This window comes from Mesorhizobium sp. M7A.F.Ca.US.011.01.1.1 (genome assembly GCF_003998295.1).
Taxonomy (GTDB): Bacteria; Pseudomonadota; Alphaproteobacteria; order Rhizobiales; family Rhizobiaceae; genus Mesorhizobium.
Genome location: NZ_RZRT01000038.1, coordinates 1 through 12,864, shown reverse-complemented (window position 1 = coordinate 12,864; position 12,864 = coordinate 1). Strand labels below are relative to the sequence as shown.

The window sequence follows — 12,864 nt, the reverse complement described above, 5'->3', positions numbered from 1 at the left end:
CAATGACATAATGAGCGGCCAAAGAGATCATTGGCCAAAGAGGTCCGGGCGGGCCACGTTGAGCCTCTGCACCGTTCGCAGCACTTCGCGCAGATGCGCCGCCATGCGCGCGCCTGCCTGTTTTGCCTCGCCGGTTTCCACGGCCTCGAAGATCGCCACATGCTGGGCGAGCAGCGTTTCGAGGTGGCCGGGCTCGGGCAGGCTCAGATAGCGCACACGGTCCATCTGCAGCTTGACCACCTGGATCACCCGCCAGCTCTTGGGCAGGCCGGCCTCTTCGCACAGGCTGCGATGGAAGGCCTCGTCGAGCTCGAGAAACAGCTCGCGGTCGCCCTCGGCCACGGCCTTTGCCTGCTGGGCAAGGTTCACCCTGCCTGCGGCGATGAAGGTGTCCGAGCCGTGGCCGGCCAGCTTCTGCACCACGGAGACTTCGAGCGCCTCGCGAATGAACTGCGCTTCCTCGACGTCACTCAGCCGGATCGGCGCGACGAAGCTGCCGCGCTGCGGCAGGATGTCGATCAGCCCTTCATCGGCAAGCCGGATCAGCGCCTCGCGCACGGGTGTACGGCTGACACCGAGCTGCTGGGCAAGGTCCTGTTCGCTGAGCGCTTCCGACGGCAACATCGCCAGCGTCGTGATGGCGCGGCGCAGGCGCTCGTAGATCTGCGGTGAGATCGGCATGCGATTGTTGACCGGCTCCAGCACCCGCGAGGGTTCGCGCTGACCGGCGGTTCTCAGCCTGGCAGCACTGCCTGAAAATCTGGTCGCCCCCGAAAGCTTGGTCCCCATGACGAATCCGTTGCTGTGAATGGCGCTGCACTGCTCCGGTCATGACACCGCGCACGTCGCAACTCAAGCGGCAAGCAGGATTGAAGCTGTATTGACATACTACCATGGTAGTGTGTATGACGCCAGCAGGCTGGGGGAGAGGAGCCGGCATGAAGATCACGGACATCAAGGCGACCACCATCACCGTTCCGCTGGAAGCAGCATTGCGGCACAGCAACGGTACGCATTGGGGACGCTTTGTCCGCACCGTGGTCGAGGTCGAGACCGACGAAGGCATTGTTGGGCTCGGCGAGATGGGCGGTGGCGGCGCCGGCGCCGAACTCGCCTTCGCCGGCCTGAAATCTTACCTGGTCGGCCATGACCCTTTCGACCTCAACCGCATGCGCTACGCCATCTGCAATCCGACGGCGTCGCTCTACAACAACCGCACGCAGCTCCACGCAGCGCTGGAATTCGCCTGTCTCGACATCATCGGCAAGAAGCTCGGCGTGCCGGTCTACCAATTGCTTGGCGGGCGCGTGCGCGACCGGATCGGCTTCGCCTCCTATCTGTTCTTCCGTTATGCCGACCGCCGCAGCGGCAAGGGCGAAGTCCGCACCATCGATCAATTGCTCGAGCATGCCCGCGCGCTTAAGGACGAACATGGTTTTCACGCCCACAAGCTCAAGGCCGGCGTGTTTCACCCCGACTATGAGTTGGAATGTTTCAGGGCGCTCGCCGCCGAATTTCCTGCCGATACGCTGCGCTACGATCCGAACGCAGCCCTGTCGGTCGAAGAGGCGCTGCGTTTCGGCCAAGCCATCTCCGATCTCAGGAACGACTATTTCGAGGACCCGACCTGGGGCCTGGCCGGCATGCGCCGCTTGCGCGAGAAGCTCTCCATCCCGCTGGCCACCAACACCATCGTCATCGATTTTGAACAGCTCGCCACCAATGTGCGCGACCCTGCGGTTGACGTGATCCTGCTCGACACCACCTTCTGGGGCGGCATCCGCGCCTGCGTGCGCGCGGCGCAGATCTGCGACACGTTCGGTCTCGGTATTGCGGTGCATTCCTCTGGCGAACTCGGCATCCAGCTCGCCACCATGCTGCATCTTGGCGCTGTGCTGCCCAACCTCGTCTTCACCGCCGACGCGCATTACCACCACCTTGCCGACGACATCATCGTCGGCGGCAAGATGCGCTACGAGAATGGTGCGATCGCGGTGCCGGAGGCACCGGGCCTCGGCGTCGAACTCGATCGCGACAAACTCGCCACCTATGCCGAACTCTACCGCTCGCTGGGCGGCTATGCCTACGACCGCGATCCCGGCCGTCCGGGCTGGTATCCGTTGCTGCCCAACACCAATTTTGCCGACCATTTGAACGATGCCGTGCCTGATCTCGGGCTGGGCTGACATTTTTCGTTCGAAAGGATCGTCGGGAGGACGCTATGACTTTCAACCGGAGGAGAACAACAATGAGCAAGACCACAGCCTTATTCATTGCAGCCATGCTCGGCTGCACCAGCTTTGCAGCGCTGGACGCGCGCGCCGATGAAGGCCTCGCCAAGGGCGACACTTCGGCCAAGAAGATCGCCTTCAGCAATTCCTACGCCGGCAATTCCTTCCGCCAGGTGATGATCAAGAGCTTCGAGGAAATGGGCGCCAAGGCCGTGGCCGACAAGCAGATCGCCGCAACAGCCGTCGTCAGCTCGAACAATTCGGTGACCGAACAGGCGAGCCAGATCGAGAACCTGATCCTGCAGGGCTACGATGCGATCATCGTCCTTGCCGGCTCCGACACCGCACTCAACGGCGCCATCAAGGATGCTTGCAATGCCGGTATCACGGTCGTTGCCTTCGCCAGCGGCGTCACCGAGCCTTGCGCCTATGTCGTCGACTACAACCTCGATTCCTATGCCAAGGCAGAACTGGATTTCATCTCCAGCAAGCTCGGCGACAAGCCGGCCAACATCCTCGAGATCCGCGGTATGGCCGGCGACGGTTTCGACAAGCGCCTGCATGAGGGCGTCGAGAAGGCGATGAAGGCGCACGCCAGCTACAAGGCTGTCGGCGAGGTCTATGGTCAGTGGACGGCCACCGTGGCGCAAAAGGAAGTGTCGGGCATCCTGCCGTCGTTGCCTCAGGTCGATGCCGTGCTGACGCAGGGTGGCGACGGCTATGGCGCGGCGCAGGCATTCAAGGCCGCCAACCGGCCGCTGCCGATCATCATCATGGGCAACCGCCTGGACGAATTGGCGTTGTGGAAGCAGGAGCATGACGCCAGCGGCTACGAAACCTTCTCGCTGGGTGCCACGCCCAGCGTCTCCCAGGTCGCGTTCTGGGTCGCGCAGCAGATTCTGGCCGGCAAGCAGGTGCCGAAATTCGTCGAGGTGCCGCTCTTGCAGATCAATCAGCCTGACCTTGACGCCTGGCTGAAGACGGTTCCCGCAGGCGGCGTCGTCAATGCTGAATATCCGCAAGAGCTGGTGGCCAGGATTATCGACGCCAACGCTAAGAAAGAGCCTCTGCCGGGCGTTCCCGCGCCGAAATGAGCAGCATGGCCGAATGATGAACGATCCCACGTCGTCCAAAAAGGACGCAGCAGAGACAGGTGATGCCGACAGCGCCCTTATCGAGGTGCGCGATGTCCGCAAGCACTATGATGCCGTGCATGCCCTGGGCGGCGTGGATTTTCATCTCAAACCCGGTGAGGTCGTTGGCCTCGTCGGCCACAATGGCGCCGGCAAGTCGACGCTGATGAACGTGTTGGCCGGCACGGTCGAGCGCAGCGGTGGCAGCTTTCGCCTCGGCGGGCGTGAGATCGGTGCCTGGAGTGCGGCCAGCGCCCAGCAGGCCGGGCTGCGCTGCATCTTCCAGGAACTGTCGCTCTGCGCCAATTTGACGTCGGCGGAAAATGCCCGGATCGTGCACAGGTCTTTGCGTGGGTTGGGCTGGCGCCGGCGCGCGCGCCAGGTGATTGGTCCGGTGCTGGACGAGATCTTCCCTGGCCACGGCATCGATCTCGACAGGAAGGTCGCCGACCTGCCGATCGGCGAGCGACAGATGGTCGAGATCGCCCGCGCCTTCACGCAGACCAGCATCAAATTGCGCGCCGTCATTCTCGACGAGCCGACCTCGGCGCTCGGCCATGAGGCGACGGAACAACTGCTCGCCCACATTCGTCTTGCCGCAGGGCGTGGCATCGCCTGCATCCTGATCACCCATCGCCTCAACGAGATCCTCGCCGTCTGCGACCGCACCGTCGTCATGGTCGACGGCAAGGTCGTCGCCGAGCGGCCGACCGCCGGCCTGTCACGCGCCGCGCTGGTCGAGTTGATGGGAAGCATCGAACGGCCGCGTGAGCGCACGGCCGGCAAGGTGGCCTCGGTGCAAGCTCCGGTTATCCGGCATGCGGGTCGCGACACCACAGATCTGACCATCGACGTCGGCAAGGGTGAGGTCATCGGCTTCGCCGGGCTCGATGGCCACGGCCAGCGCGAGCGGCTGCGCGCGATGTTTTATGCCGCGCGCCGGCAACGCGAGGCCTTGCCGGGTGCCTATGTCGCCGGCGACCGCGGCTCGGAAGGCGTGTTTTCGCTGTGGTCTATCGCCGACAATCTGACCATCCGCAGCCTGAATGCACTGACGCGGGGCGGCATGATTTCAGGCGCCGCCGCCCGCAAGCTGGCCGAGAGCTGGTCGGACAGGCTCAACGTCAAGGCGCCTTCGATCGACACGCCGATCCTGTCGCTGTCCGGCGGCAACCAGCAGAAGGTGCTGTTCGCCCGCGCGCTGGCGTCGGATGCCAAGGTGATCTTCCTCGACGACCCGATGCGCGGCGTCGATGTCGGCACCAAGCAGGAGGTCTACCGGCTGATCCGCGCCGAGGCCGAGAACGGACGCTCCTTCGTCTGGTACACGACCGAGCTCGAAGAGCTGACCAATTGCGAGCGTATCTATGTCTTCCGCGAGGGACGCGCCGTGAGCAGGCTGGAAGGCGACGCCATCGAGACCGGCCGCATCCTGCAGGCATCGTTCGGAGGCGAGCATGTCTGACGCCGTAGCCCGTGCTCCTGCCCGATCGTCCTCCAAGGCGCGCCCGGCCTTGCTCAATGCCTTGCAGGTCGGCCTGCCGGCGATCGCGCTGCTGGTCATGCTGGCCATCATCTTCAGCATCCGCCCGGCGGCGATGAGCTATTTCGGCTTCCACCTGTTGTTCAAGCTCTCGGTGCCGCTGGTCTTCGCCGCACTGGCGCAGATGATGGTGATCATGCTGGGCGACATCGACCTGTCCAATGGCGCTTTTGTCGGGCTGATCACCTGCATCACCGCGCTCTATCTCAGGGACGCGCCGGCAATCGCTGCGCTGTGCTATCTGGTCCTGATCGCCGCCTATGCCGGCTTCGGCCTGCTTATCCATTCACGGCAATTGCCCTCGATCATCGTGACGCTGGGCATGTCCTTCATCTGGCTCGGCATCGCCGTGATCCTGCTGCCGGCACCGGGTGGCTCGGCACCCGCATGGCTTGCCGCCTTCATGAGCTGGCAGCCGCCTTTGATGCCGCTGTCGATCTGGCTGGCGGCACTGGCGGCGCTCGCCGGCCATCTCGTCATCTCGCGCTCCTCCTATGGCGTGGTGTTGCGCGGCGCCGGCGGCAATCCGCGCGCCGTCGAGCGCGCCGGCTGGTCCGTTATCGGCATCCGCGTCGCTGTCTATGCCGCCGCCGGCCTGCTCGCATGTCTGGCCGGGCTGACGCTGACCGGCCTCACCACATCGGGCGACGCCAATGTCGCGCCGGCCTATACGCTGCTCGGCGTCGGCGCGGTGATCCTCGGCGGTGGCGCTTTCACCGGTGGCGTCGTCTCGCCGGTCGGCACGGTGGTCGGCGCTCTGACGCTGTCGCTCGCGGGCTCGCTTCTGTCCTTCCTGCAGGTGCCGCCGACATGGCAGATCGGCGCCCAGGGCGTCATCCTGTTTCTCGTGCTGGCCGGGCGCGTGCTTTTGTCGGAGCGGACGCGATGACCCGGAGATTGAGCCTCGCGCCGTGGACCTACGGCTTCATCGTGGCGCTCGCAATGTGGCTGGCGACGACAGCCTACTCGGGCATCGGCAGTGCCGGCGCCACGCTGTCAGGCGCGCTCGCCTTCGGTGCCTTCAGCGTTGTGGTGGGAACCGGGCAGATGTTCGTCGTCGCCTCCGGGCCGGGCAATATCGACCTGTCCGTGCCATCCGTGCTGACGCTGGCCGCCTATGTGTCGATGACGGTCATGCAAGGATCCGACGGCATGCTGTTGCCCGGCCTGGTTGCAGCACTTGCCGTCGGCGCTGTCGCGGGTGCCGCTAACTTCCTTGCCATCGTCGCGCTCAGGCTGCCGCCGATCATCGCGACGCTCGCCTGGAGCTTCGTCTTCCAGTCGCTTGCCTTCAATCTCGGCGGCCAAGCGACACTGAAGCCGCCGGCCGGCCTTTCCCGGTTTACCTCGATGAACCTTGGCGGCGTGCAGTTCATGCCGATCGCGGTGATGCTGCTGACGCTGGTCGCCATGATCGCTCTCAAACGCACGATCTGGGGCCGGCAAGTGCTGGCCACCGGCCAGAGCGAACCGGCGGCGCGGCTCGCCGGTGTCAACGTCGCCCGGGTGCGGCTGACGGCCTATATGCTGTGCGGCACGGCCGCGGCACTTGCCGGCTTCCTGCTTGCCGGCTTCAGCGGCGGTGCCGCGCTCAACATGGGTGACGCCTATCTGATGGAATCGATCGCCGTGGTGGTACTTGGCGGCACCAGCGTCGCCGGTGGACAGGCCAACGCGGTCGGCATATGGGGGGCTGCGTTGTTCTTCAACCTGATGTCCACCATGCTCAACACCTTTGGCATCCAGGCAGGCGTGCGCTTCCTTTTGACCGGCGTGCTGATCATCCTGATCGTCGCTCTCGTGCCGAGGCCTCGCGTCAGATGACATCCGCCACCGATACGCTCGCCGGGCTGTTCGAAACAAAGGCGGTTTCCTTCGTCGACCTGACACATCCGATGAAGCCCGGCATGCCGGTGTGGCCGACGCACCCGCATTATTGCCAGGAGATGGTGGAATCCTATGACCGCGGCGACGTCGCCTGCAACCATGCGTTGGCCATGAGCGAGCACACCGGCACGCATTTCGACGCGCCGGTCCATTTCGTCCGCGGCGGCGTTGCAATCTCGGACATTCCGGTCGAGCGCTTCTTCGGCCGCATGGTGACGATCGACGCGCGGGACTGCGCGCCCCAGCAGGCGGTCGAGCCGAATGCTATCTTCGCTTTCGAGGCCGAACAGGGCCGCGTACGGCAGGGCGACGCAGTGTTCTTCCATTTCGGCTGGGACCGGCTCTGGGACGATCCGGCCTTGTTTCTCGCCGACTGGCCCGGCCTGTCGCGGCAAGCAAGCGAATTGCTGGTCGAGCGCGGTGCGCGCATCGTCGGCTCGGACTGCCTGTCGATCGATTGTTTCGGCAGCGAGGATTTCCCGGCGCACAATACGTTGCTTTCAGCCGGCATCCTGATCGGCGAGAATTTCGCACGGCTTGGTGACTTGCCGCCTCGGTGCTTCCTGATCAGCTTGCCGCTGGCGATCGAAGGCGGCACCGGATCGCCGCTGCGCGCCATCGCGCTGGTCGAGGGCTAACCCCGGCTTACGAGAAGTCCAGCTGAATCTTGAGCGTTCGCTCCGGTTCCTTCTCGATCAAGTCGAAGGCTGCGCGTGCATCCGCCGCCGCGAACACCTGCGTGATCATGCCTTGCGGATCGAGCCGCTTGTCGGCCAGCCATTCGACGACGCGCGGCAACAGCCGGCGGTTCAGGCGCGAGCCGACGATGGTCAGTTCCTTGCGCACCACTTCCTGCTGGCTGAGATTGGATGGGGCATCGGAAAAACCGAGCAGGCCGATGCGGCCCGCCGGGCTGGCCAACCGGCAAGCCTCGTCAAGAAGTGCGGGAATGCCGGCGCCGTCGATGACCAGAGTGGGGCCAAGACCGTCATTTTCGCCGCGCACCGCGGCCGGCACGGGATCGCGGGCGGAGTGGATCACCCTGTCGGCACCGAAGCGAAGCGCTCGCTCGAGGCGGGCTTCGTCGATATCGGCCACGATGCAGCGTGCGCCCTTGAGCTTGGCGACCTGCAGGACAGTGACGCCGACCGTGCCGGCGCCATAGATCAGCACCGTATCGTCGGGTCCGCAACCGGTACGATCAAGCACATTGGCGGCGATGGAAAACGGCTCGGCCAGTGCCGCCAGCCCAAACGGCATATCTCCTGGAACCGGTATGGCATTTGCCGCAGGCACCGCGACGAAGGCGCGAAAACCGCCGTCGCGGTGAACGCCCATCACTTCGAGGTTGGCGCAGACATTGGAGCGGCTGACCCGGCAGGGATAGCAGTGGCCGCACGACACCACGGGATCGACCACCACGCGGTCTCCCACCGCTATGCCGGTCACATTGCGTCCGAGCGCCGTTACGGTGCCGGCGAATTCATGGCCGATGATGCGCGGATAGACGGCGAACGGATTGGAGCCATGCAGGATGTGAATGTCGGAGCCGCAGATACCGGCACGGCTGACATGAACGACGACTTCGCCAGTGCCGGGCTCTGGCATGGCGCCCTGCCGGACTTCCAGCGACTGCGGTGCGCGAACGAGAACTTCAAGCATGGCCTCACCACTTGTATACTAGTCGACAAGTGGCTCAATCTCGCTGTGCCGTCAAGACGCAAGCGCTCATGGCGGCGGTAAGACGGCCTCTTACCGACACGTTCCTTCACGAAATCGGGACGGGCGTCCGCTGAAACGCATGTACCTGGCGACGGCAGTTCGAACTCTCAATGCGCTGTCCTGCCGATCTCCTCTCGAAGGGGGCGGCAGTCAAAATTTGTTGACTTCCATCAAAGAGGAAATGACTACCGCTTGCCTGCTCGTCGGACCATAAGACAGGCCGTGTGATCGGCCTCGGCTGGCTTGCCGCACGGAAGGCGACCTTGCCTTTGAACACGGACGCGCCACCTGGAATAGAGCAGCCGCTTGCATGACGGAATTGGCAATAGAATTGGAACAGCCTCAATTTGCCACCGAGCGCGACCCGAGGCTGAGATTGATCATCCCAATCATCGTCGCCATCGCCTTTCTGATGGAGCAGCTCGATTCCACCATCATCACCACCGCGATCCCCGCCATCGCACGCAGCCTCGACACGACGCCCGTCAGGCTGAACCTGGCGATCACCACCTACATTCTGACGCTGGCCGTATTCATTCCCGTCAGCGGCTGGTTCGCCGACAGGTTCGGTGCGCGAAAAGTGTTCGCGCTGGCGCTTTTCACCTTCACCCTCGGCTCGGCGCTGTGCGGCATGGCCAACAGTTTCGGCATGCTGCTGGCGATGCGCGCCCTGCAGGGGCTGGGCGGCGCCATGATGACGCCGGTCGGGCGGCTGATCCTGCTGCGCAGCTTCCCACGCAGCGGGCTGATCACCGCCATGACCTACACGACCTTGCCCGCCATCATGGGGCCCGTGATCGGGCCGTTGCTCGGCGGCCTGTTGACCACGTATGCATCGTGGCGCTGGATATTCTATGTCAACGTGCCTTTCGGTTGCCTTGGCATTCTGGCGGCGCTGCGCTTCGTCGACGATTTTCGCGAGGAAGCGGTGCAACGCTTCGACTTCGCCGGTTTCCTGATGGTGGGATGCGGCGTGGCCCTGCTGCAGTTCGGACTGGAGAGCATCGGCCGGCCGATCATCCCCGTTTCGGCGACGGTTCTGGTGCTGGCCGCGGCGATCCTGCTGCTGCTCGCCTTCGGGCGCTATGCGCGCCGCGTCGTTGCACCGGCAGTCGATCTGACACTGTTTCGATTTCGCTCGTTCTGGGTCGGTACGCTCGCAGGCGGCCTGTGCCGCGTTGGCCTCAACGGCGTGCCTTTCCTGTTGCCGCTGATGCTGCAGGTCGGCTTTGGCATGAGCCCGGTCACCTCGGGCTCGCTGACATTCGTCGGCAGCTTCGGCGCCTTGCTCATCCGGCCGCTGCTGTCACCGCTGTTGCGGCGCTTCGGCTTCAACGTCGTGCTGATCGGCAGCGCGGTGGTCGGTTCCGCCGCTGTCGGGGGGTTCGCCTTGATCGAAGCCGATACGCCGCACTGGATGATCGGCCTTTACGTCTTTGTCTTCGGGGTCATCCGGTCGGCGCAGTTCATGACCTCCAACACGCTGTCCTATGCCGACCTGCCGGCCGACAAGCTCAGCCGCGCCACCAGTCTCGGCGGCGTCCTGCAGCAACTCAGCGTTTCCCTGGGCGTTTCGATCGCCGCCATGGTGCTGGGCCTTGTCGCAGGAGAAACCCACATCGTGACAGCGGAACGCTTCCACCAGGTATTCCTGCTGACCGCGGTCATCCCGCTGCTGTCCGTCCCCGGCTTCCTGTACCTGCGTGCCGAGGACGGCGTGCAGGTCAGCGGCCATGTTCGATCGGGTAATTCTCGCAAATGAAGCCAGATGCATTCTGCGTTCAAAAAGGATTGCCTCGCCGGATCGGTCGATTATCATGAACGGCGATACCGTATGGCTGAGGGCAGCCCCACAGCGCTCTTGGCGGCGGATAGTGGGAAATGATCGCGCTGGCGAAACGGGAAAACGCGATGGTGTGGGTTAAGAAGCCTTCGGCTGACGAGAAGCTGGCCATGGCTGCCACTTGCGAGCGTTTCATCGCCGAGGTTCTGAAGCCTCGGTTCATCCACGGCCAGCCGAATCGGCTCGACCATCCGCTAGACATTTTCGGCAAGTGGCGAGGAAGCAAATACGGTTTCTCAGCGCGCTACCGTTCGGATGACGGTGAAGAATTCAACGCTCCCTTCGCCCGGCTCGATCATGTGGAGGAGCATCTCGCCGAGACCCGGTTCGACCTCATGTGGCACAGGCACACCGGAGCATGGGGGCGGCTGCATGCGACCGTTACGTTGGACGAGGCCCTGCGTCTCATCTCGGCTGACTCGAGGCTCCAGCCGCCACTATGAACCGCAAGAACAGCCGACCCCGTTTCGATGTCGATGCCCTGCGCGATCTTGTCGGCACCAAGGTGTACTCGCGCGGCGAGGCCTACTGGCGTGACGGGCTGGTGCAACTGCTGACCGTTGGGCCCAAGCGCGTGCTGGCGCAGGTTGCCGGCACGGAGGACTACCGTGTTGAACTGACGGGGCGTGGCGAGTCGGTCGACGGTTCGTGTTCCTGCCGTGCCTTCGGCGACTGGGGCTATTGCAAGCATTTGGTGGCGACGGCGCTGGCGGCAAACGCGATGGGCAGCGACACGGAAGCGCAAAGCATCGATGTGTTCACGCGTATACGCGAACATCTGGAAGGCAAGAACAAGGCGGCGCTTGTCGATATGATCATGGATGTCGTCGAGCGCGATCCTATCCTGTTGCGTAGGCTGGAAATGGCCACGCTGACTACGCAAGACGGCGACGAGGTGGCCATCGAGGCGCGTCTCGGCAAGATGATCGACGGCGCAACCGCCACGAATGGCTTCATAGATTACCGCGAGGCGCCCGACTGGGCCCAAGGTGTGGACGAGGCGCTCGATGTGATCGCCTCGGTCTCGAGCAAGCATGCGGGCATCGTTATACGGCTCGCTATGCGAGCCATCGATCGGATCGAGGCTGCCATCGAGGTCGTGGACGATTCCGATGGCCATTGCGCCCCACTTCTCGACCGGGCATGCGAAATTCACTGCAACGCTGTCTCGGAGGCGCCTTGCGAACCCTTGTCCCTGGCGCGTGACCTGTTCGCGCGCGAGATGAATGGTGGCTACGACACCTTCGGTGGCGCGGCTGAGCGCTATGGCGATATCCTCGGCGAGGAAGGATTGGCCGAATACCGTCGCCTGGCCAACGAAGCCTGGAATGAACTGCCCGCAACCGCCGGCAAGAATCGGATAGGTCACGGACTGTCCGGCGACCATTTCAGGCTGCAGGAAATCCTCGACTTCTTTGCTGACCGCGATGGCGACGTCGAGGCGCGCATCGCCCTTCGCGCCAAGCATCTGTCCTCACAGCAAGCCTATCTGCAAGTCGCCAAATTCTGCCTCTCGCACGGTCGCGCCGAAGAGGCTTTGCGCAGGGCCGAGGACGGCCTGTGGGTGTTCGAGGACGATCGACCCGACGAGCGGCTCATTTCCTTTGCAGTCGACCTGCTGACCACGGCCGGTCGCGATGCGGACGCCGAAGCGCATCTGTGGCGCGCATTCGAGAAGGCGCCGAGCTTCGGACTGTATCAACGGCTGTGCAAGACGGGCACGGCGGCGCGCGATCGAGTAATCGAGCGCCTCCAGTCCAGGCTGGCGCGCGAGAAGCCGTCCGCCTGGCATTATCCGGCCGATCTGCTCATCAGCATCTTGATTGAGGAGAAGCAGTTTGATCTGGCGTGGGCGAACACGCGCGCACATGGCGCTTCCGAAGGGCTGAAGAAAAAGCTCGCGCAGGTCAGTGAAGCCACGCATCCGCGCGAGGCACTGAAGATCTATGCGGAACGCGTAAACCAACTGGCCCAGTTTGGCGGTAACGGCGCCTATGCAGAAGCGGCAACCCTGATCGGCCGTATGGCCGGCCTGCGCGGCGCGTCCGAACATGCCGCGTATCTGGCGGATGTGAAAGACCGCTTCGGCCGCAAGCGCAATTTCATGAAACTGTTGGCCTGACATGCGGCGCGCGGCGATTGACGAGCAAAATCGCTACATGCTGGAACGCCAGCAGCAGTTCCGCGCGGCGGCGGATGTCGTCACCGATGCTTGGACGCGTTTTCGAGAGGTGGGGGCGGTGGCCGTTATCGGCTCTGTCGCGAAGCCGCTTTGGAAAGAGGTGCCGCGCTTCAGCGAATTCCGGCGCGCTCGGATCGAGGTCTGGCATGAATGTAGCGATCTCGACCTGGCGCTTTGGCTTGATTCGCAGGCTCGTCTAGAGCGGGATGAATTTAGGTTGGGCATAGCCTGCCTCTGTGAAGTAATTTCGGCATTCGGTTGACGTGACGGTGCCGAGGATTTGGCCGATGGCGTCACAGACGGTTTCGACTGTTCGCTTGGCA

Annotated in this window: 11 protein-coding genes and 1 pseudogene; 10 read left to right on the top strand and 2 right to left on the bottom strand. The window is 63.8% G+C overall.

Features of this window, described 5'->3' with window-relative positions; translation table 11 throughout:
• Positions 1-27: 27 nt before the first annotated feature.
• Positions 28-789 (bottom strand): GntR family transcriptional regulator, encoded by a 762-nt coding sequence (locus tag EOA13_RS26350; RefSeq protein ID WP_127296519.1) that lies wholly within the window; start codon positions 787-789, stop codon positions 28-30.
• 149 nt (positions 790-938) lie between these two features.
• On the opposite strand from EOA13_RS26350, the gene EOA13_RS26345 reads away from it, so the two are divergent.
• The 6 genes from EOA13_RS26345 (at position 939) to EOA13_RS26320 (ending at position 7,432) form a co-directional block, all read left to right on the top strand.
• Positions 939-2,186: an enolase C-terminal domain-like protein gene (locus EOA13_RS26345; RefSeq protein WP_127296518.1), complete on the top strand. Its 1,248-nt coding sequence runs from the start codon at positions 939-941 to the stop codon at positions 2,184-2,186.
• Positions 2,187-2,248: 62 nt separating this feature from the next.
• Entirely contained in the window at positions 2,249-3,325 is a 1,077-nt protein-coding gene (locus EOA13_RS26340) for an ABC transporter substrate-binding protein (protein WP_127296517.1), read from the top strand.
• A gap of 13 nt (positions 3,326-3,338) precedes the next feature.
• The gene (locus tag EOA13_RS26335) at positions 3,339-4,829 is read left to right on the top strand and encodes a sugar ABC transporter ATP-binding protein (protein ID WP_348629765.1); all 1,491 of its coding nucleotides are present in this window, start codon (positions 3,339-3,341) and stop codon (positions 4,827-4,829) included.
• Positions 4,822-5,796, top strand: a complete 975-nt coding sequence (locus EOA13_RS26330; RefSeq protein ID WP_127296516.1) for an ABC transporter permease — start codon at positions 4,822-4,824, stop codon at positions 5,794-5,796. Before EOA13_RS26335 ends, EOA13_RS26330 begins: the two co-directional genes overlap by 8 nt.
• Positions 5,793-6,731: an ABC transporter permease gene (locus tag EOA13_RS26325; protein ID WP_127296515.1), complete on the top strand. Its 939-nt coding sequence runs from the start codon at positions 5,793-5,795 to the stop codon at positions 6,729-6,731. Before EOA13_RS26330 ends, EOA13_RS26325 begins: the two co-directional genes overlap by 4 nt.
• Positions 6,728-7,432: a cyclase family protein gene (locus EOA13_RS26320; protein WP_164780336.1), complete on the top strand. Its 705-nt coding sequence runs from the start codon at positions 6,728-6,730 to the stop codon at positions 7,430-7,432. The genes EOA13_RS26325 and EOA13_RS26320 overlap by 4 nt, the downstream gene beginning before the upstream one ends.
• Before the next feature lie 7 nt (positions 7,433-7,439).
• Here the strand turns inward: EOA13_RS26320 and EOA13_RS26315 are convergent, their stop codons facing one another.
• A complete protein-coding gene (locus tag EOA13_RS26315) occupies positions 7,440-8,456 on the bottom strand; it encodes a Zn-dependent oxidoreductase (RefSeq protein ID WP_127296513.1) in 1,017 nt (338 codons plus the stop codon).
• 391 nt (positions 8,457-8,847) lie between these two features.
• Between EOA13_RS26315 and EOA13_RS26310 the strand changes: the two genes are divergently transcribed.
• The 4 genes and pseudogenes from EOA13_RS26310 to EOA13_RS26295 all read left to right on the top strand — a co-directional run.
• Entirely contained in the window at positions 8,848-10,278 is a 1,431-nt protein-coding gene (locus tag EOA13_RS26310; RefSeq protein ID WP_245490484.1) for a DHA2 family efflux MFS transporter permease subunit, read from the top strand.
• Between the two features lie 119 nt (positions 10,279-10,397).
• Positions 10,398-10,802: a hypothetical protein gene (locus tag EOA13_RS26305; protein WP_245490483.1), complete on the top strand. Its 405-nt coding sequence runs from the start codon at positions 10,398-10,400 to the stop codon at positions 10,800-10,802.
• Complete coding sequence (locus EOA13_RS26300) at positions 10,799-12,481, top strand: DUF6880 family protein (RefSeq protein ID WP_245490482.1); 1,683 nt, start codon at positions 10,799-10,801, stop codon at positions 12,479-12,481. The genes EOA13_RS26305 and EOA13_RS26300 overlap by 4 nt, the downstream gene beginning before the upstream one ends.
• Before the next feature lies 1 nt (position 12,482).
• Positions 12,483-12,740, top strand: a pseudogene (locus EOA13_RS26295) (hypothetical protein); the annotation flags it as partial.
• Positions 12,741-12,864 lie beyond the last annotated feature (124 nt).